Annotated in this window: 18 protein-coding genes; 12 read left to right on the forward strand and 6 right to left on the reverse strand. The window is 59.4% G+C overall.

From position 1 onward, the window contains the following. Nucleotides 1–77 precede the first annotated feature (77 nt). The gene (locus CKW14_RS14330) at nucleotides 78–2,171 is read right to left on the reverse strand and encodes a mechanosensitive ion channel family protein (RefSeq protein ID WP_095125522.1); all 2,094 of its coding nucleotides are present in this window, start codon (nucleotides 2,169–2,171) and stop codon (nucleotides 78–80) included. Between the two features lie 462 nt (nucleotides 2,172–2,633). On the opposite strand from CKW14_RS14330, the gene CKW14_RS14335 reads away from it, so the two are divergent. Genes CKW14_RS14335 through CKW14_RS14350 form a run of 4 tightly spaced genes read left to right on the forward strand, consistent with a single transcriptional unit; the run spans nucleotide 2,634 to nucleotide 6,608 of the window. Next, nucleotides 2,634–3,560, forward strand: a complete 927-nt coding sequence (locus CKW14_RS14335) for a DUF72 domain-containing protein (RefSeq protein WP_095125523.1) — start codon at nucleotides 2,634–2,636, stop codon at nucleotides 3,558–3,560. Continuing rightward, nucleotides 3,557–4,354 (forward strand): endonuclease/exonuclease/phosphatase family protein, encoded by a 798-nt coding sequence (locus tag CKW14_RS14340; protein ID WP_095125524.1) that lies wholly within the window; start codon nucleotides 3,557–3,559, stop codon nucleotides 4,352–4,354. Before CKW14_RS14335 ends, CKW14_RS14340 begins: the two co-directional genes overlap by 4 nt. Beyond that, nucleotides 4,351–5,625: a cardiolipin synthase ClsB gene (clsB, locus tag CKW14_RS14345; RefSeq protein WP_095125525.1), complete on the forward strand. Its 1,275-nt coding sequence runs from the start codon at nucleotides 4,351–4,353 to the stop codon at nucleotides 5,623–5,625. The genes CKW14_RS14340 and clsB overlap by 4 nt, the downstream gene beginning before the upstream one ends. Next, nucleotides 5,622–6,608, forward strand: a complete 987-nt coding sequence (locus CKW14_RS14350; protein WP_095125526.1) for a lysylphosphatidylglycerol synthase domain-containing protein — start codon at nucleotides 5,622–5,624, stop codon at nucleotides 6,606–6,608. The genes clsB and CKW14_RS14350 overlap by 4 nt, the downstream gene beginning before the upstream one ends. A 115-nt stretch (nucleotides 6,609–6,723) precedes the next feature. Here CKW14_RS14350 and CKW14_RS14355 read toward each other — a convergent pair whose 3' ends face one another. From CKW14_RS14355 to CKW14_RS14365, 3 genes are all read right to left on the reverse strand, one after another. Next, complete coding sequence (locus tag CKW14_RS14355; protein WP_093434434.1) at nucleotides 6,724–7,482, reverse strand: S9 family peptidase; 759 nt, start codon at nucleotides 7,480–7,482, stop codon at nucleotides 6,724–6,726. Then, a complete protein-coding gene (locus CKW14_RS14360) occupies nucleotides 7,472–8,581 on the reverse strand; it encodes a DUF3182 family protein (protein WP_095048829.1) in 1,110 nt (369 codons plus the stop codon). The genes CKW14_RS14355 and CKW14_RS14360 overlap by 11 nt, the downstream gene beginning before the upstream one ends. A 280-nt stretch (nucleotides 8,582–8,861) precedes the next feature. Next, complete coding sequence (locus tag CKW14_RS14365; protein ID WP_095048830.1) at nucleotides 8,862–9,863, reverse strand: GlxA family transcriptional regulator; 1,002 nt, start codon at nucleotides 9,861–9,863, stop codon at nucleotides 8,862–8,864. 101 nt (nucleotides 9,864–9,964) lie between these two features. On the opposite strand from CKW14_RS14365, the gene CKW14_RS14370 reads away from it, so the two are divergent. The 7 genes from CKW14_RS14370 to CKW14_RS14400 all read left to right on the forward strand — a co-directional run bounded on the left by CKW14_RS14370 (nucleotide 9,965) and on the right by CKW14_RS14400 (nucleotide 15,223). Beyond that, nucleotides 9,965–10,519, forward strand: coding sequence for a cysteine hydrolase family protein (locus CKW14_RS14370; RefSeq protein ID WP_095125527.1), 555 nt, complete (start codon nucleotides 9,965–9,967; stop codon nucleotides 10,517–10,519). Nucleotides 10,520–10,664: 145 nt separating this feature from the next. Then, nucleotides 10,665–11,333 carry a YjfI family protein gene (locus CKW14_RS14375; protein WP_095048832.1) on the forward strand — a complete coding sequence of 223 codons (669 nt, stop codon included), beginning with the start codon at nucleotides 10,665–10,667 and terminating at the stop codon, nucleotides 11,331–11,333. Between the two features lie 17 nt (nucleotides 11,334–11,350). Beyond that, nucleotides 11,351–12,049: a PspA/IM30 family protein gene (locus CKW14_RS14380; protein WP_016983574.1), complete on the forward strand. Its 699-nt coding sequence runs from the start codon at nucleotides 11,351–11,353 to the stop codon at nucleotides 12,047–12,049. Between the two features lie 212 nt (nucleotides 12,050–12,261). After that, nucleotides 12,262–12,912 carry a DUF2491 family protein gene (locus CKW14_RS14385; RefSeq protein ID WP_095048833.1) on the forward strand — a complete coding sequence of 217 codons (651 nt, stop codon included), beginning with the start codon at nucleotides 12,262–12,264 and terminating at the stop codon, nucleotides 12,910–12,912. Between the two features lie 15 nt (nucleotides 12,913–12,927). Next, nucleotides 12,928–13,353 carry a DUF350 domain-containing protein gene (locus CKW14_RS14390; protein WP_007917221.1) on the forward strand — a complete coding sequence of 142 codons (426 nt, stop codon included), beginning with the start codon at nucleotides 12,928–12,930 and terminating at the stop codon, nucleotides 13,351–13,353. A 17-nt stretch (nucleotides 13,354–13,370) separates the two neighbouring features. Next, nucleotides 13,371–14,063 (forward strand): DUF1190 domain-containing protein, encoded by a 693-nt coding sequence (locus CKW14_RS14395; protein WP_095125528.1) that lies wholly within the window; start codon nucleotides 13,371–13,373, stop codon nucleotides 14,061–14,063. A 2-nt stretch (nucleotides 14,064–14,065) separates the two neighbouring features. After that, entirely contained in the window at nucleotides 14,066–15,223 is a 1,158-nt protein-coding gene (locus CKW14_RS14400; RefSeq protein ID WP_095048835.1) for a glutathionylspermidine synthase family protein, read from the forward strand. Between the two features lie 199 nt (nucleotides 15,224–15,422). Here the strand turns inward: CKW14_RS14400 and CKW14_RS14405 are convergent, their stop codons facing one another. After that, nucleotides 15,423–15,947 carry a single-stranded DNA-binding protein gene (locus tag CKW14_RS14405; protein WP_008081898.1) on the reverse strand — a complete coding sequence of 175 codons (525 nt, stop codon included), beginning with the start codon at nucleotides 15,945–15,947 and terminating at the stop codon, nucleotides 15,423–15,425. Nucleotides 15,948–15,956: 9 nt separating this feature from the next. Next, nucleotides 15,957–17,354 carry an MFS transporter gene (locus tag CKW14_RS14410; protein ID WP_007950096.1) on the reverse strand — a complete coding sequence of 466 codons (1,398 nt, stop codon included), beginning with the start codon at nucleotides 17,352–17,354 and terminating at the stop codon, nucleotides 15,957–15,959. Between the two features lie 190 nt (nucleotides 17,355–17,544). Here CKW14_RS14410 and uvrA point away from each other — a divergent pair, with 190 nt between their 5' ends. After that, nucleotides 17,545–20,379 (forward strand): excinuclease ABC subunit UvrA, encoded by a 2,835-nt coding sequence (gene uvrA / locus CKW14_RS14415; protein WP_095048836.1) that lies wholly within the window; start codon nucleotides 17,545–17,547, stop codon nucleotides 20,377–20,379. Nucleotides 20,380–20,443 lie beyond the last annotated feature (64 nt).

Consider the following 20,443-nt stretch of genomic DNA (forward strand, 5'->3'; position numbering starts at 1 on the left):
CTACATTTGGAATGCGTTCCCCTGTAGGAGTGAGCCTGCTCGCGATAGCGCTGGCATTCCCACCAAAAATTTACCCGTTAAGTCCGCGATTCCTGTGGCACCTCGCTCGCCACGACCTCACCCTCCTGCTGCCGATTCGGCAACAAAACCTGCTGTGGATAAGTCTGCGCGAAATGCACCAGCGGGCTGTTATCCACAAGCTTCTTCAAACGCTGGTTGAACGCCCGGCTCACCGCATACTGCCCACCGGATACCGTGCGGAACTGCGCCGTCAGCACCACGCCGTTCAAATCCATCTTGTCGACACCAAACACATCCAGCGGCCCTTGCAGGTTGTACTTTAGGAACGGGTCTTCGCGGATCGAGTCACCGGTCTCGCGAATCAGCTCGATGGCTTTATCCACATCCGTGTCGTAAGTGAACTGCACCGAGAAAAACGCAAAGGCAAACTGCCGCGATTGATTGGTCACCGCTTTGATCTGGCCGAACGGCACCGAGTGCACAAAGCCCTTGCCGTCGCGCAGACGCAGAGTGCGGATGGTCAGCCCTTCGACGGTGCCGGCATGCCCGGAATCAAGCACCACCCAATCGCCAATCGACAGTGTGTCTTCGATGATGATGAACAATCCGGTAATCACGTCCTGCACCAGTTGCTGCGAACCGAACCCGATGGCCAGCCCGACCACCCCGGCACCGGCCAGCAGTGGCGCAACGTTGATCCCCAGATTGGCCATAGTGGTGATTGCGCAGATCACCACGAGGATGATTTTGATCGCGTTGCGCAGCAGCGGCAGGATGGTTTTCACCCGTGTACTTGGCTGGCGCGCCGCGCGTTTGCTGAGCGGCGGTTTCAGCGCTTCCTGAATCGCCGTGTCGAGTACCACCCACAGTAACCACGTCACCAGGAAGATCAGACCGATGCTGCTCAGCGCGTTGCTGATGGCCCGGCCGACCGTGCTGCTCTGGGCAAAATCGAGCAGCGACACGCCCCAGATCCGCCCGAGGATATCGATGAATGCGATAGCGATGACGATCCGCAGCAAGGCGTGCAACAGGCTGAGAAAACGTTCCTTGTAGGCGCTGCTGCGCTGGATCGCTTCGGCTTTTCGTGACTTGAACAAGTGCTGCAGAATCGTGCTGAGGAATACCGTGCCGATTAACAAAACCGTGGTGAACAACGCGCAACGCAGGGCCTTCTGATTGTCCTCGCCGATGCCGATCAGATTGACCGCCGAGACCAGCACCATCAACACGATTGGCCAATACCACAGCCCCGAGAAAATCCGCAGCGACTCCTGCAACGAGGGTTGTTTCAGCCGCTGACTCAGTGAACGATTGCGGATCAGATGCGCCACCGGACGACGCAGGCGAATCACCAGCAAACCAAAAATTATCGAGGCGATCAGCCCGGTGAACACCGCGATACTGCTGGTGATGTTACCGCCCAGTTGTCGGGCGATCTGCGGGCTGGTCAGCGCATCGCTGAGGGCCGCGAGGAAGCCGATCAGGAACAGCGGTCGTGGACAGTAGTTGCGGATGATCAGCGCCGCCGGACGTTTATGACCGACGTTGAACATCACCACCACGCACAACAACATCGAGGTGGAAAAGATGCCGCTGCTGGTGGCGTAGGCCAGACACAGCGCCAGCGCGCGGCCGACCGAAGCTTGCAGAAAATGGCTGACGTACAGCGTCAGCGGCAGGCAGATCAGCGCCGGCACGGTGTACGGCAGCAAGTAACCAATCAGATCCTGACTGCGCTGGCGGGTGCGCAACCAGCGGCCCTCACGCAGACGCTTGGCCATCAAACTGCCGAGCACGGTCAACAACGCGAAACTGCCTAGCCAGACGCCCGACAGCGTGAGGAAGTCCCCGGCGACGCTCCAGCCCGAGCGGTTCGAGGATTGGTTGACCAGTTTATCGACTTCATCAGCGGCGCGATCGGCGCGCAGGCGCCAGGCGTCGACCAGGTGTTCGTTGAGATCGAGCTTGTCCTGGACGTCGTCGATGCTCGAACTGATTGCACCGAGCAGACCGCCCTGCACAATCGGTTCAGGTTTTTCCGCCTCTTCGGCGGCGGCCGGGATGCCCGGCAACGCGGCGGCGTCGATTTCACTGGCGCCGAGAAACAGCAGCGCTCCCAGCAGCATGGCGATCCTGAACTTGATCAAAACTCCGATCTCCCTTGGCTGAACCTGTAAGGAACTGATCGGTAATTGCACAGCAAGTTCAAGAGCACCCTCACCCCAGCCCTCTCCCAGAGGGAGAGGGAGCCGACCGAGTTGCCTGCGAAAAGTACATCGACCTGAAAGTCCTGAGTCGAACTCAAATCCTGAAAACCCTGAAGATCAGCTCCCCTCCCCCTCGCCCTCTCCCAGCGTGAGAGGGAGCTGACCGAGTTGCCTGCGAGAAGTACACCGACTTGCAAGTCCGGAGTCGAACTCAAACCCTGAAAACCCTGAAGATCTGCTCCCTTCCCCTCGCCCCCTCTGGGGGAGAGGGTTGGGGTGAGGGGGGAGCGCTTTTGATCTTCGCTTTAGACGTGACCGTCCGTAACACCATCGAAACTTTCCCCAGCCGCCCGCAGTCATCAAAAGATATCGGCAACACGAGGACTTTCGACGGAGGGCGGCATGGCAACGATCCACATCGGTATTTCCGGCTGGCGCTACGCACCGTGGCGCGGGGACTTCTACCCCAAGGGACTGGCGCAGAAACGCGAATTGCAGTTCGCTTCGCGGGCGGTCAACAGCATCGAAATCAATGGATCGTTCTACGCCCTGCAACGGCCCGAACGCTATTCGCAGTGGTACGCCGAAACACCGGACGACTTCGTTTTCAGCGTTAAGGCGCCGCGCTTCATCACCCACATCCGCCGCTTGCGCGAGATCGAAAAGCCTCTGGCCAATTTCTTCGCCTCGGGGGTGCTGGAGCTCAAGGAAAAGCTCGGGCCGATCCTTTGGCAGTTCCCGCCGAACTTCAAATTCGAGCCTGAGCGCTTTGAACATTTCCTCGCGCTACTGCCCCACGATACCGAAGCCGCCGCCACCCTCGCCCGGCAACACGACGCTCATCTGCACGGTCACGCGAGCATGAAAGCCTGGCGTAGAAAACCGCTGCGCCACGCTGTGGAAATCCGCAACGACAGCTTCCTTGATCCCGATTTTGTGCGCCTATTGAAGCGCTACAACACCGCACTGGTGATCGCCGACACTGCCGATAAATGGCCATACCGCGAAGACCTCACCAGCGACTTTGTCTACTTGCGCCTGCACGGTGCCGAAGAGCTGTACGCCAGTGGCTACACAGCACCGGCACTCAAACGCTGGGCCGAGCGCATTGACGCTTGGCATCACGGCGAGCAACCAAAGGATGCTCATCTGATCGCACCACGCTTGAAGCCACGCGCACGCAAGTCTCGCGAAGTGTTCTGCTATTTCGACAACGACATCAAAGTCCGCGCGCCGTACGACGCCCGTGATCTGCTGCACCGTTTCGAACTGGATAAAGACCTCGTCACCACCCCCGGCGAACCCGCTGGCGAAGGAGTGTTGGCATGAGTATTCCAGAACCGGTCGGTTTTACAGACGAAGGTTCGGTAGTCGCGCCATCGGTACGCACGTTCACCGTGCTGACGGTCAATACCCACAAGGGTTTCACCGCCCTCAACCGGCGTTTCATCCTGCCGGAGTTGCGCGAAGCGGTGCGCAGCGTCGCCGCCGACGTGGTGTTTCTGCAGGAAGTCCATGGCACCCACGAACAGCACCCCAAGCGCTACAACAATTGGCCGACGATGCCGCAATACGAATTCCTCGCCGACAGCCTCTGGCCGCAGTTCGCCTATGGGCGCAACGCGGTGTACCCGGAGGGCGATCACGGCAACGCGCTGCTGTCGAAATTCCAGATCATTCGCCACGACAACCTCGACGTATCGATCAGCGGCCATGAGAACCGTGGCCTGCTCCATTGCGTCCTGCGCCTGCCCGGTGACGGCACCGAAGTGCATGCGATCTGCGTGCATCTGGGCCTGCGCGAAAGTCATCGCAACGCCCAACTGGATTTGCTCATGCAACGCCTGGCGGAGTTGCCCGACGACGCACCGGTGATCGTCGCGGGCGATTTCAACGATTGGCGCCAGCGCGCCGATGCGCAGCTCAAACCCTGCGGCCTGCGCGAAGTATTCGCCGAGCACCAGGGCAAACCGGCGCGCAGCTTTCCCGCGCGCCTGCCAGCACTGCGGCTCGACCGCATCTACGTGCGCAACCTTAAAGCGAGCCGACCGAAAGTTTTGTCGAATCGTCCTTGGTCGCACCTTTCCGACCACGTCCCGTTATCGGTGGAGATCGAATTATGAACAGCGCGCCGCTGGAGAAATCCGCCGTGGAACCGGTCGCCATCACCCCGCCGACCCGCGAGCCCGGCCAGGTCGATGTCGAGTACCACTGGCAGGGCAACAACCGTGTCGAGTTGCTGGAAAACGGCGAAGAATATTTCCCGCGGGTGTTCGCCGCGATGCGCGCGGCAAAGAGTGAAATCCTCCTCGAGACCTTTATCGTTTTCGAAGACAAGGTCGGCGCCGAACTGCAGGAGATTCTGATCGACGCAGCACAGCGTGGCGTTCGCACCACGGTCAGCTTTGACGGTTTCGGCTGTGGCGAATTGACCACCGGTTATCTGACGGCGTTGAGCGAGGCCGGGGTGCACCTGCAGATTTTCGATCCAGCACCGAAGCACCTGGGTATTCGCACCAACTGGTTCCGCCGTTTGCATCGCAAGATCGTCGTGGTCGACGGACTGGTTGCGTTCGTTGGCGGAATCAATTTTTCCGGTGATCACCTGGCCGACTTCGGCCCCGAAGCCAAGCAGGATTATGCGGTGGAAGTTCAGGGCCCGGCGGTCACCGACATCCATCATTTCGCCTTGCTGCAAAGCGGTCGTCCCGGACGTGCACGGTTCTGGTGGCAACGCCGGCGCCAGCGGCGTGCGGAAATGGCCTTCAACGATCTCGATGGCCAAGTGCGTCTGGTGTTCCGTGACAACGATCAACACAACACCGATATCGAGGATGTGTACTTACAGGTACTGCGCCGCGCCAAACGCCGCGTGGTGATTGCCAACGCCTACTTCTTTCCCGGCTATCGTTTGCTGCGCGAGATCCGTAACGCGGCGCGGCGCGGCGTCGAGGTGCGCCTGATTCTGCAGGGGCAACCGGACATGCTGGTGGCCAAACTGGCGGCGCGCATGACCTACGACTACTTGCTCAAGGCCGGCGTGCAGATCCACGAATATTGCCAGCGCCCGCTGCACGGCAAAGTGGCGCTGGTCGACGAGGAATGGAGCACCGTCGGCTCAAGCAATCTCGACCCGCTGAGCCTCTCCCTGAACCTGGAAGCCAACGTGCTGATCCGCGACCGCGCGTTCAATCAGCATCTGTTCGAGCGCCTCGAAGACCTCAGCCAGAACCACTGCAAAGCCATGGACCCGAGCAAGTCCCCGCGTGGTCGAATCTGGCACATGACCGTGGGTTTTCTGGTGTTCCACTTTTTGCGGCATTTTCCGGCGATGGCCGGTTGGCTGCCGGCGCACAAACCACGGCTCAAGCCATTTCGAGGAAACACGCCATGAGCCATTCCGAAGCGCATTCGAGCAGCCATTCGGCACCAGCGACGCACTCGAAATGGAGTCGCTGGAAACGCCCGTTGAGCCTGCTGTTTTTCCTCGCACTGATCGTCTTGCTGACGCTGTTCGCCACGCGCATCGAGTGGGCCGAAGTGCTGCAAACCCTTGCCGACTTCAAGCTGCGCACACTGATCATCGCCGCCAGCCTGACACTGCTGAGTTTTCTCGTGTACGCCAGTTTTGATGTGATCGGCCGTACTTACATTCGTCAGGACCTGACCTGGAAACAGATCCTGCCGGTGGGGATCATCAGCTATGCGTTCAACCTGAACCTGAGCGCCTGGGTTGGCGGCATCGCCATGCGTTATCGGCTGTATTCGCGTCTTGGGGTGAGCAAAAGCAACATCGCGAAGATCCTCGGTTTGAGCCTGGCGACCAATTGGTTCGGCTACATGACCATTGCCGGCGTGGTGTTCAGCAGTGGGCTGGTGACAATGCCGCCGGGCTGGAAAATCAGCAGCAGTGCGCTGCAAGGCATCGGCGTGCTGTTGCTACTGATCAGTGCCGGTTATCTCGCCGCGTGCCAGTTTTCCAAGCGCCGTGAGTGGTCGATTCGCGGCGTGGAAATCAATCTGCCGTCGTTGCGCATGGCGGTCCTGCAACTGCTGCTGGGCGCGTTGAACTGGTCGCTGATGGCAGCGGTGATTTTCACTTTGCTGCCGAGCAAGCTCGATTATCCGTTGGTGCTGGGCGTGCTGTTGATCAGTGCGATTGCCGGGGTCACCACGCATATTCCGGCGGGGCTTGGGGTGTTGGAGGCAGTGTTTGTGGCGCTGCTGCAACACGAGGCTTCACGCGGCAGTCTGGTGGCGGGATTGCTGGCGTATCGGGCGATTTATTTTCTGTTGCCGTTGTTAATTACGGTGGTGATGTATCTGGTGGTTGAGGCCAAGGCCAAGGCGCTTCGGATCGAGAAAAACCCCTCTTGAGTTAGTTTTTGAATTCGAAATCGCTATCGCGAGCAGGCTCACTCCTACAAGTGAACGCATTCCAAAATGTAGGAGTGAGCCTGCTCGCGATAGCGTTAGAAAGAACACTAAAAAATCATGCTGATTGAATAATGCTCAACCGCTCGCCCACAACCATCTCGGTAATCCAGTCCACCAGAATCGAGGTGTAGGCCTGCTGCGACACCGGTTCGCTCAACGCATGATCGGCGCCATCGATAATCCGGTGCGTCAGTGAATGGGTCTGCTGACACGCCGCGCGGTAACTCATGATCGCCGCATGGGGCACGTAATCATCGGTTTCCGACTCCACCAGCAAAACATCCCCGGTGAATTGTGAACAGGCATGCAGCGCCCGATTGGTGTCAGCCCGCACCAGCGTGCTGCGGTAATCACGCAGATCAGCCTTGTCCAGATCGCGCTTGGGTGTGTGCCATTGCTCATCGCGATACAGCGCCGGTACGCGCAGTGCCAGCCAGCGTACAGGACGCAATGAGGTAAGGATGGCCGCCAGATACCCACCATAACTGGTGCCGACCACGGCGATGGCCGAAGTGTCGAGCGCCGGATGCGCGAGCAAGCGGTCATACGCCGCGAGCAGATCACGCAGATTGTCTTCGCGGGTAACGCGGGTCAGCGGAATCCCGGTACCGCCGGTATGTCCGCGCAAGTCGAAAGTCAGGCACACACACCCGAGACCCGCGATGCCTTTGGCCCGCTCCAGATCACGCTCCTGACTACCGCCCCAACCGTGGACAAACAACACGCCAGGCACTTTCGATTTGGGACTGAGAAAGGTCCCGCTCATCTGTTCATCATCAATGTCGATTTGAATGCTTTCGCTTCTAGCCGTCATAGGATTTGACCGTAACGTATTTGAGGAGAAATTCGCTGTTCTCAGCCGGGCCGCGATAGACCTCGATGGCATCCGCCGGCAACGGCTGATCGATGTAGGTTTCTACCGAAGACACACGGATCGCGCGCATCCCCGGATCGTTGACGAAGCTTTGCAACGCGGCGACTTCAGCACTGCTGGCACCGCCCATGCGCCACGATTGTTCGAGCACACCGCTGCGGTTTTTGCCCTTGCTGTCCAGACCTTGGGCGATGTCGTAGTTGCGCCGCGAAGCATAGAAGCGCGGATAGGCTTCATTGGCGGCAGCGTCGAAAACCTGCGCCTGCTCAATGGCCAGACGCACATCGTCGGGCAGGTCGAGCTTCAGCAGTTCGTCATACCCACCCTGCACGACCAACAGGTTCGAGCCGCCGTACACGTCTTCACCGTGGGCATCGTTGGTCAAGTATTGATCACCGCAGTAGCTCAACACTTTGTCGCCGATGAATGACTGGCCGACGCTGTGGGTGACGACATCGCTCAGGTCCTGCTCAAGCACCACGCCTTCGCTGAACTGCTTTTCAATGTCAGGCCGGGCAAGAATTTCGTCGAAGGCGTCGAGGTTTTTGATCACTTCCTGCCCCCGACCGGCGCAGGCGTGAACCGGCTTCAAACGAATCGGGCCGTTGTACAGCAAATGCTCGGCAGCGGGCCGCGCATCCTCCAGCGAGAACACGCTGAGCCCGTCGAGCACCACATTGCGCGTTCGCTCGGAAAATAATGGCGACCAGCCTTGCGGCGCCTGAGCCAGATGACTGCGCAGGCCGTGGCTAATGGCTTTGGTGCAGATGAAATCGTGCTCGACAAAGCCACCCCACAAATCGTCCGGACCTTTGATGCCGAGTTGCTGAGCGCTGGCATTACCGACGATGGTTTGCGTCGGTAGCAGATACAGGTCACGACCGCGATGTTTGTCCGGATCGTAACTGCCGCCAAATTTGCATCCGAGAATCTGCGCCAGCCAACGCGCCAGAGCTTTATTGGTTTGCACTTCGTGCTGCGGCGCGTCAGGGCGCACCGAATGGGCAACCACGATTTTCCTGCTGGGTGTCGGGGTCATGCGTCCCCCTTCCATCGGTTCGATGACTGTGGCGGTGAGAGGTGCAGAGATCAGGCCAACGGCTGCTCCACAAAAATCCTAGCCTAATCAGAAACTTGCCGGAATCGTACTGGCACCGCGCCTGTTTCAATCTGCACGACCGCGCGCAAAACCCCGGCAAATTGCACGATCCCGAACCTTACACGGTCGCCTGTAGGAGTGAGCCTGCTCGCGATAGCAGTGGGTCAGTCGACCTGTTCTTAATTGACGAATCGCAATCGCGAGCAGGCTCGCTCCCACATTAGATATTCGTCGGCTTCGGGTTTGGGGACACACCAAACCGCGCCCGATAATCACTCGGCGCCAGCCCGGTAATCTTCTTGAAGATCGCACGAAACGCACCCGGATCCTGATAACCCACCGTCCACGCAATGTGATCAATCGTGCCATTACTGAATTCGAGCATTTCCCGTGCCTTGCCCACCCGCAGATGCTGGCAGTACTCGGTCGGTTTCAAACCGGTTGCCGCGCGGAACCGGCGCAGAAAGGTACGTTCTTCCAACCCCGCCCGCTCCGCCATCGCCGCCAAGGAAACATCCGTCGCGCCGGTGCTTTGCAGCCAATGCTGAACCTTGAGAATCGCCGCATCGCCATGCCCGAGTATCGGCGCGAAATTACTGCCGCACTCACTGGCGCTGTCACTGTGCTCTATCACCAGAAATCGCGCGGTGCCGGTGGCAATGCTCGGCCCAAGCAACCTGTCGACCAGGCGTAATCCGAGTTCCGACCAAGCCATCAATCCGGCCGTGGTGATCAAGTCGCCGTCGTCGACAATCGGGGTATCAGCCTTGAGCTTGATCTTTGGGTAACGCTCGGCGAAGGCCTTGGCCGAGGTCCAATGGGTGGTGGCGCTGCGGCCGTCGAGCAGACCGCTTTCAGCCAACATCAGCGAGCCTACGCAAACCCCGCCCAGCGTCGCACCGTGGGCATGTTGATCCCGTAACCATTGCATCAGGCTGGCCGGCGCTTGCGCCGCCGAGAACCCGGCGATCGATGGCGGAATCAGCACCGCCAGCAAAGCCCTGTCGTCACCCGCATGACTGGCGTAAGTGCGCGTTGGCGGCTGCTCACCTTCGACCTGCCAGTGACTGACCCGCAGCACAGGCAACTGCGCGGCCTGATGTTCGGCGGCAATCCGGTTGGCCACCGCAAACAGATCGGTCAGACCATGCACCGCCGCCATTTGCGCGCCTGGATAGATCAGCACACCCAATTCAGCGATGGCGGCACTTTCTGCGCCCATTGTCAGTTTTCCCCTGTCTATTGTCGGTGTGGCCAATCCTCGAATCGCTGGCCAGCGCCAATACTGCAGCCACTTCCAGCCAATCCATCGAGGACACACCCATGGCCAAGCAAGCGCTCATCGTAGTCGATATCCAGAACGACTACTTCCCCCAAGGCAAGTGGCCGCTGGCCGGTGCTGATGCCGCCGCCGACAACGCCGCTCGGCTGATCGCCGCCTTCCGCGAGGCCGGTAATCCGGTCATCCACATCCGCCACGAGTTCACCTCAGCGGACGCGCCGTTTTTCACCCCGGGATCGGACGGCGCCAAGCTACACCCGAAGGTGCTCAACCGCGCCGATGAACCGGTGGTACTCAAGCACTTCGTCAACTCGTTCCGCGAAACCGAACTGCAAGCGATCCTCGACGAACAAGGTATCAAGGAACTGGTGGTGGTCGGCAGCATGAGCCACATGTGTATTGACGGCATTACCCGTGCGGCGGCAGATCTGGGTTATGGCGTGACCGTGATTCACAATGCCTGCGCCAGCCGCGATCTTGAGTTCAATGGTCTGACAGTGCCGGCGGCCCACGTCCACGCCGCTTTCATGTCGGCACTGGGTTTCGCCTACGCCAGTGTGGTGTCCACTGACCAATTCCTCACCGCCCAGTCCTAAGCAATATTCTGCAAAAACACCAGGCCCGCCTTGCAGCGGGCCTTTTCACACCCGTCATAAAAATCTCACGCGTGAGCCATTGATGGCACTTTGAATTGGTTGTAGTGTGGCTCACGCGTGAGATTTTCATAACCGAGCCATTGCCATGAAAAGCCGTACCCCTTTAGCGAAGTCAGAGAGCCCCAAGGGGGAGCGCGCGAAACCGTCGGCGAAAAAACCGTCGAGCTTCTACATGAAGCAGATGCGCGCGGGCCTGGCCGCTGCCGGTTATGTGAAACACGAAACTTGGGTGCTTCCCGAAAACCGAAGCTTGCTCAAGCAAATGGAGCAACAGCTACGCCAACCGATTCTGGCTGGCTCTTTCATGTCGGAGAATTACATGAGCGCAGGCAACAACTGGACCATCGATAGCCTCTTCAACGCCCTCAAGGCCCTGGACGAGGTGGCTTCGCAAGAGATCACGCTGTCGCTGATCCAGAGCTCCGAACCCAGCATCAAGCTGGAAATGAACGAATTCGGCGGTCTGCCGATTCACATCGCCCTGGCCGGCCAGCAGATCATCGTCGACACCGTGCTGGTGGACATCGATTCGATCTCGAACGTAGCGGCCTTCAACGACGCCGTATTGCGCAGCCGGGAAATGTTCCCGCTGTCGTCGATCGGGATCGAGTCGATGCCGAACGGGCAGACCGTTTACAACATGTTTGGCGCCCTCAGCGCCGACTCGAGCCTGACCAACGTCGTCACTGAGGTGAAAACCCTGGTCGACAACGTGCAGCGCGCGAGCGAAGCCTTCGAACACTTCTTCAAGTAATCAACAGGGAATATCCAATGACTCAGTCCATCTGGAGCAAGTTGTTCACCGCACTGCGCGGCGGCGCCAATGAAGTCGGCGAAGCGATCGCGGACCAACAGGCTCTGCGCATCCTCGACCAGGAAATCCGCGATGCCGACAGCGCGCTGTCGAACGCCCGTCGCGAACTGGTCACCATCATGGCCAAACACAAACTGGCCGCCGACCGCGTAAGCGAGTACGACGCCAAGATCAAGGATCTGGAAGCCAAAGCCGTCTCGGCGCTGAACGCCGGCCGTGAAGACCTGGCACTGGAAGTGGCCGAAGCGATTTCGACCCTGACCAACGAGCTGGATGTTGAGAAAAAGCAGAGCGACGAATTCGGCACCTACGCCGAAAACATGCGCAAAGACATCAGCAAAGCCGAGTCGCGGATCAAGAGCCTGCGCCAGCAAGTGGACATGGCCAAGGCCCGTGAAAGCGTGCAGAAAGCTCAGGTCAGCGCCTCCATCGCCAGCGGCGGTGCCAATGGCAAACTGGAAACCGCCGTCGGTACGTTGAACCGTCTGCAGGCCAAGCAGCAGCAACGCGCGGCTGAACTCAGCGCTGCGGACGAACTGGCCGACGCTTCAACCGGCAACGATCTGGAACGCAAACTGCGCGACGCCGGCATCACGCCGAACGAAGGCAGCGCCAATGCGATTCTTGAGCGTCTGAAGCAAAAGTCCTCGCAGTAACGCAGGGCAAAAAACCTGTGGGAGCGAGCCTGCTCGCGAAAGCGTCGTATCAGTCGACATCAATATTGACTGGTATGCCCTCTTCGCGAGCAAGCTCGCTCCCACATGGTTTGCGGCGTAAAAATCCTTCTGCTCGTTCACCGGTTCGCCCGGTACACTAGCCACGTTTTTTTCGCCGACGAACACCTCCACCCGCTTCAAGGAACGTACCCATGGGATGGTTTAAAGACTTGCTGGGCACCAGCAACTGGCAGACCGCTGCGCCAACACCGACCGTTGCCAGTGGCCCACTCGGCATGGCGCAAGGCAAGGCCGTCAGGTTCGATACAACCCTGGCGCTGTTGCTCGATGGCTCGACCACGGTGCGCGTGCCCTTCGATCAGGCGATCTGGAGCCATGGCTGGGTCGACCTCGGCCAGTCCAACAAACTGCACCGCTATTACATGAACGACGAGGATTTCTGGCTACAGATCCACGTCACCGGTGACGATCAGATCGAATCGGTCACCCTGTTCAATTACCTCAGTTACGTGACGGTCAACAGTGACGCCGAACTGCAGCGTCTGGCCGGCCCCAACAGCCAGATCGGCCTGCCCGCCTACAGCCACGACGGCGTCGAATACACCCGCGAGTGGGGCACCGAACAAGGCCAGACCGAACTCGTACCGATGACCGAACAAGTGGTCAATCCGGATGAGAGCTACACCATCGAACACCACTCCATGCTTTATGCGCGCGAGACCGGCCTGACCGATCGCCGCGAATTGCTGCTGTTCTCCGTCGAACAGGACGAAGAAGGCACCGTCAGCCTGAGCACCTCGCTCGGCATCTCGCTGTATACGACAGATCTGAGCACCATTTAAAAAAGGAAGTTTTTCATGCTGGAAGTGCTGGCCGTTTCCCTGAACAAAACCGCACTGGTCGGTTTCGTCGTCTACCTCATCGGCGCCGTGCTGCTGTTCATGCTGTTTCAATTTGTCTACACGCGCATCACGCCGCACAAGGAGTTCGAGCTGATCCGCTCCGGCAACGTTGCCGCCGCGATCGCCCTGTCCGGCGCGATCATCGGTTTCGCGATTCCGGCCAGTAACGTGATTGCGTTTTCGGTCAACGTCCTCGACTTCGTGCTCTGGGCAGTGATTGCCGCAGTGGTGCAACTGCTGGCATTCCTCGCCACGGGCCTGGTGCTCAAAGGCACATCCCAGCGCATCGCCAACGGCGAAGTGGCTTCCGGTATCTATGTCGCTGCGGTCGCGATCAGCGTCGGCATGCTCAACGCCGCGTGCATGACACCGTCCAACTGATCGGCAGGAAGCCTTAGATGAAACGCAGCAAATACGTTCAGTTGTCCCTCGCCGCTTCGGTGGCCATGGCCATTTCCGGCCAGGCGACAGCCGCAGATCAACCACGCAATTTCCAGAATGTGGAACAGTGTGTCGACGCCGAAGTGGCCGCCGATGTCTGCTCCAACGCTTACGTCGCCGCCCTGACCGAACACCGGCGCATTGCACCGGCGTACGACAACAAGGCCAAGTGCGACGCGGACTTTGCCGCTGACTGGTGCCAGAAGAATTCTGACGGCCGCTTCGTGCCGAGACTCGGCGGCTTCAAAGTGCCGCAGGAAGGTGAGCCGGCGCAGAACCTCGACGCCATCGCCGATGCCCAAATGCCCGCCGGTAATGCAACGGCGCAGAACTTGCAAAGCACTTCGCACGTCTCCAGCGGTGGCGGTGGCGGCAACGGCTGGCTGACCGGTTGGCTGATCGGCAACGCGATGAGCAACAACGCCGAGCGCACGGTTTACCGCGATCGCGAAACGCGCCAGCCGTACAACACCTCGACGCAGTACCGCAGAGCCGAAACCACGACGCGCAGCCAGACGGATTACGAAAGCAGCAAAAGCAAACCGGTCAACGTCGCCTCGTCGACGTCACGCGGCGGCTTCGGCAGCCAGTCCAGTGCCCGTAGCGGTTGGGGTGGCTGGAGCAGCAGTTCTGGTCGTTCGAGCAGCTGACGATGAAGAAGATCCTCTGCGCCGAGCGGCCTGACTGGAAACAGACTGCCGAAAGCCTCGGCTTCATGTTCCACACCATCGACGACGAGCCGTACTGGGACGAAAGCGCCTACTACCAGTTCACGCTCGCGCAGATCGAAAACGATCTTGAGGACCCGACCACCGAACTGCACGAGATGTGCATGGACCTGGTCGATCGCGTGGTACACAGCGAAGAATTGCTGGATCGCCTGAGCATCCCGGCGCCGTACTACGACATGATCCGCACTTCCTGGCTGGAAGGTCATCCGCATCTGTACGGACGCATGGACTTTTCCTACAGCGGCAACGGCCCGGCGAAACTGCTGGAGCTCAACTACGACACGCCGACCAGTCTTTATGAAGCGGCGGCGTTCCAGTGGGGCTGGCTGGAACAATGCATCGAGCGCGGCACGCTGCCGCGTCATGCCGACCAGTTCAACAGCATCGACACCCATCTGCATCAGGCCTTCGCCGAATTACAACTGAAGCGGCCGTTCTACTTTGCCTCGATGAAAGACTCGGTCGAGGACAAGGGCACAACGGATTATCTGCGGCTGATCGCCGAGAAAGTCGGCATCGAGTCGCGGCACATCGATATCGAAGACATTGGTTTGACGGCTGAAGGGCGCTTCGTCGACCTGGAAGATCGCTGGATCCCGCACCTGTTCAAGCTGCATGCCTGGGAGTTCATCTTCCACGAGCCGTTCGGTGCGGCGATTGCCGCGAGCGATACGCAGTTTTTCGAACCGGCGTGGAAGGCGATCCTGTCGAACAAGGGTGCACTGCCGTTGCTGTGGGAGATGCACAAGGGTCATCCAAATCTGCTGGCGGCGCATCTCGACCCGAATCCGGCCAGCACCGTGCCCAAGGGCTGGGTACGCAAGCCGTACTTTTCCCGCGAAGGCGCGAACATTGAGTTGCAAACGGCTGACGGTCTGATCGTCAAAGAGGACGGGCCCTACACCGATGCGCCATTTATCCTGCAGGAGTTTGCGCCGCTGCCGAAGTTTGGCGACAGCTACACGCTGATCGGTTCCTGGGTGATTGGCGATCAGGCTGCGGGGATTGGTGTGCGGGAAGACAACAGTTTGATCACCAAGGATTCGAGCCGGTTCTTGCCGCATCTGATTCTCGACTAAACCACAAATCCCCATGTGGGAGCTGGCCTGCCAGCGATGACGGATTGTGAGTCGACTCATTTGTTGACTGATCCACCGCGATCGCTGGCAAGCCAGCTCCCACAGGGATTTGGGATAACCGCAGACGAAACAAATCCCACAAAAAAGGCCCGTCGTTTAAGCGACGGGCCTTTTTATTTGCAGCGGTTACAGCAGCGAATCAGAACGGAATATCGTCATCAAAGCTGTCGAAATCCGGAGCCGGTTGCGGTGCGGCCTGCTGTGGAGCCGGGGCCGAACGCTGCTGTGGAGCCGACTGCTGCGGGCGCGGAGCCTGCTGGCGAGGAGCCGGAGCCGACTGCTGGTAGTTGTTGCCACCGCCTTGTTGGTCGCCCTGTTGTGGACGGCCGCCGAGCAGTTGCATGGTGCCTTGCATGTCGACCACGATTTCAGTGGTGTAACGCTTGATACCGTCTTTTTCCCACTCACGGGTCTGCAGCTTGCCTTCGATGTAAACCTGCGAACCCTTGCGCAGGTATTCGCCGGCGATTTCCGCAACCTTGCCGAACATCGAAACACGGTGCCACTCGGTCTTCTCGACCTTCTGACCGGTTTGCTTGTCGGTCCATTGTTCGCTGGTGGCCAGACTCAGGTTGGTCACGGCGTTACCGTTAGGCAGGTAGCGAACTTCGGGATCCTGGCCGCAAGTGCCGACCAATATGACTTTGTTAACCCCACGGGCCATAACGTTCTCCTAGGCTTCGCAAGCAGCCCCGGCCGGGTTGTTCACCAGGCGTTCGAGGGTGTCGCGATCCACTAATTCTTTGTCCAGTTTGATGTAAACAGCCGCTTCATCAGCAACTATCACTGCATCGGTTACCCCTACGAGGGCCTTGAGGCGCTCGACCAGACCCGCTTCGCGGATCGCCTCGGGCGACAACGGCAAGCGCAGGCTCGTCACGTAGGGAGGTTCACGCATGGTAACAGCAAAGGCCAACCAAAGTGCAGCCAGCCCCGCGCATCCAAGGAACACAACCGACAGACCGCCATGCTGAAACAGCCAGCCGCCGAGTATCCCGCCGAGTGCTGAACCGAGGAACTGGCTGGTGGAATACACGCCCATGGCCGTGCCCTTCCCGCCCGCCGGTGAAACCTTGCTGATCAGCGACGGCAATGAAGCCTCCAGCAGATTGAACGCGGTGAAGAACACCACCGTACCTATCACCAGAGCCCGCAGGCTGTCGCCGAACTGCCAGAAGAATAGCTCAGTCAGCATCAGCGTCAGGACGGCGCCGAGCAAAACTCGTTTCATTTTGCGTTTCTTCTCGCCGTAGATGATGAACGGGATCATGGCGAAGAACGAAATCAGCAGCGCGGTGAGGTAGACCCACCAGTGCTGCTCCTTGGGCAAACCGGCTTTTTCCACCAGCGCCAACGGCAACGCAACGAAGCTCGACATCAACATGGCATGTAACACAAAGATGCCCAGATCAAGGCGCAGCAGATCCGGATGCTTGAGCGTCGGCATCAAGGCCTGACGCGCCACCCCGGACTCCCGATGCTGCAATGGCCCGGTGGAGCGCGGCACCATGAACATGATGATGGCGATACCGACCAGTGCCATGGCACCGGTGGCGAGGAACAGTCCGGACAGACCGAAAGCGCGGGTCAGCAAAGGCCCGACGACCATGGCCACGGCAAATGACAAACCGATGGTCATGCCGATCATCGCCATTGCCTTGGTGCGGTGCTGTTCGCGGGTCAGGTCGGAGAGTAGCGCCATCACTGCCGCTGAAATCGCCCCGGCGCCCTGCAGGATCCGCCCGGCTATCACGCCCCAGATGGAGTCGGCCTGAGACGCCAGCACGCTGCCGAGGGCAAAAACGATCAGCCCGAGGTAAATCACCGGACGGCGGCCAATGCGGTCGGAAATGATCCCGAACGGAATCTGGAAAATCGCCTGGGTCAGACCGTAAGCGCCAATAGCCAGCCCGATCAGGGCCGGGGTCGCGCCTGCCAGGTCCATGCCGTAGGTCGCCAGTACCGGCAACACCATGAACATGCCAAGCATACGGAAGGCGAACACCAGGGCCAGACCGCTCGCTGCGCGAGTCTCGCTGCCACTCATGCGTTCGCTGTGGGGATCGTGCATGGAAAAACCTCGTGTGAACCGGCGGCGATTCTACCAGTCCCATCGAAAGACGGGGTATATCGCGACGCTATGACGCGTATAGATGAAACTCTCTTCATGTAAGGTAAAAACCCTTCGCTTGATAGTGTGCATCCATCCAGTATTTGCCCGTATACTCCTACGTTTTCGACGCCCGCCGAGCGAGGCCACTTTGGACAAGATCCTGATACGTGGGGCCCGTACCCACAACCTGAAGAACATCGACCTGACCCTGCCACGGGACAAGCTGATCGTCATCACCGGCCTGTCCGGATCCGGCAAGTCGTCCCTGGCCTTCGATACGCTTTACGCCGAAGGCCAGCGCCGCTATGTCGAATCGCTGTCGGCCTACGCCCGACAGTTTCTGTCGATGATGGAAAAACCCGACGTCGACACCATCGAAGGCCTGTCGCCGGCAATCTCCATCGAACAAAAGTCGACCTCGCACAACCCGCGCTCTACGGTCGGCACCATCACCGAAATCTACGACTACCTGCGTCTGCTTTATGCACGCGTCGGGACACCACGCTGCCCGGATCACGATATTCCACTGGAGGCGCAGACCGTCAGCCAGATGGTCGACCTGGTGTTGGCGCAACCGGAAGGCAGCAAACTGATGCTGCTGGCGCCGGTGATTCGCGAGCGTAAAGGTGAACACCTTTCGGTTTTCGAAGAGCTGCGCGCCCAAGGTTTCGTTCGCGCCCGGGTCAACGGCCGCATCTGCGAACTCGATGAACTGCCAAAACTGGATAAACAGAAAAAGCACTCGATCGATGTGATCGTCGACCGCTTCAAGGTTCGCGCCGATCTGCAGCAACGTCTGGCCGAATCTTTCGAGACCGCGTTGAAACTGGCGGATGGCATTGCCCTGGTCGCACCGATGGACGACGAGCCGGGCGAAGAGATGATTTTCTCCGCGCGCTTCGCCTGCCCGATCTGCGGCCACGCGATCAGCGAACTGGAACCGAAGCTGTTCTCCTTCAACAACCCGGCCGGCGCTTGCCCGACCTGTGATGGCCTGGGGGTGAAGCAGTTCTTCGATATCAAGCGGCTGGTCAATGGCGATCTGACCTTGGCCGAAGGTGCGATTCGCGGCTGGGACCGGCGTAACGTCTATTACTTCCAGATGCTCGGTTCACTCGCTTCACACTATGGTTTCAGCCTCGAAGTACCGTTCAACGAACTGCCGGCCGATCAGCAGAAATTCATCCTGCATGGCAGCGGCTCGCAGAACGTCGACTTCAAATACCTGAACGACCGTGGCGATATCGTCAAACGTTCGCACCCGTTCGAAGGCATCGTGCCGAACCTGGAGCGTCGCTACCGCGAGACCGAGTCGGCAAGCGTGCGCGAAGAGCTGGCCAAGTTTCTCAGCACCCAATCGTGCCCGGATTGCCGTGGTACCCGTCTGCGTCGCGAAGCGCGGCATGTGTGGGTTGGCGAGAAAACGCTGCCAGCGGTGACCAACCTGCCGATCGGCGAAGCTTGCGAGTACTTCGGCGAGCTGAAGATGACTGGCCGTCGCGGCGAAATCGCCGACAAGATCCTCAAGGAGATTCGCGAGCGTCTGCAGTTCCTCGTCAACGTCGGTCTCGACTACCTGTCGCTGGACCGCAGTGCCGACACGCTGTCCGGTGGCGAAGCACAACGTATTCGTCTGGCCAGCCAGATCGGCGCCGGTCTCGTCGGTGTTCTGTACATCCTTGACGAACCGTCCATTGGTTTGCACCAGCGTGATAACGACCGCTTGCTCGGCACGCTCAAGCACCTGCGTGATATTGGCAACACTGTGATCGTGGTCGAACACGACGAAGACGCGATTCGTCTGGCCGATTACGTTGTGGATATCGGCCCGGGGGCTGGTGTGCATGGTGGGCAGATCGTGGCTGAGGGCACGCCGGCGGAAGTCATGGCGCACCCGGATTCCCTGACCGGTAAATACCTCTCGGGCCGAGTGAAGATTGAAGTGCCGGCCAAACGCACGCCACGCAATAAAAAGCTCAATCTGTCTCTCAAAGGGGCGCGCGGCAACAACCTGCGCAATGTCGATCTGGACATCCCGATTGGTCTGCTGACGTGCGTGACCGGCGTGTCCGGCTCGGGCAAATCGACGCTGATCAACAATACGCTGTTCCCGCTGAGCGCCACGGCCCTCAACGGTGCAACCACCCTGGAAGCGGCAGCGCACGACAGTATCAAAGGCCTGGAGCATCTCGACAAAGTCGTCGATATCGACCAGAGCCCGATTGGCCGTACTCCGCGCTCCAACCCGGCGACGTATACCGGCCTGTTCACTCCGATACGCGAGCTGTTCGCCGGGGTACCCGAGTCACGCTCCCGTGGTTACGGCCCGGGGCGTTTCTCGTTCAACGTCAAGGGTGGCCGCTGCGAAGCGTGCCAGGGCGACGGCCTGATCAAAGTGGAAATGCACTTCCTGCCAGACATCTACGTGCCATGCGATGTGTGCAAGAGCAAGCGCTACAACCGCGAAACCCTTGAGATCAAATACAAGGGCAAGAGCATCCACGAAACCCTCGAGATGACCATCGAAGAGGCCCGGGAGTTCTTTGACGCGGTGCCGGCACTGGCGCGCAAGCTACAGACATTGATGGATGTCGGCCTGTCGTACATCAAGCTCGGGCAGTCGGCGACCACGTTGTCGGGTGGTGAGGCGCAGCGAGTGAAACTGTCTCGCGAGCTGTCCAAGCGTGACACCGGCAAAACACTGTACATCCTCGATGAGCCGACCACCGGTTTGCACTTCGCGGATATCCAGCAATTGCTCGACGTGCTGCATCGCCTGCGCGACCACGGCAACACGGTGGTAGTAATCGAACACAACCTCGACGTGATCAAGACGGCCGACTGGCTGGTCGATCTCGGGCCGGAGGGCGGCTCCAAAGGTGGGCAGATCATTGCCACCGGCACGCCTGAGGATGTGGCCGAAATGAAGCAATCTCACACCGGCCATTACCTCAAGCCATTGCTGATCCGTGATCGGGCTTAAACGCAGGGCATGAAAAAGCCCCTGTCACTTCATCAGTGACAGGGGCTTTTTTGTATCGTTTTGC

Source organism: Pseudomonas sp. Irchel s3a12 (assembly GCF_900187485.1).
GTDB classification, from domain to species: domain Bacteria; phylum Pseudomonadota; class Gammaproteobacteria; order Pseudomonadales; family Pseudomonadaceae; genus Aquipseudomonas; species Aquipseudomonas neuropathica.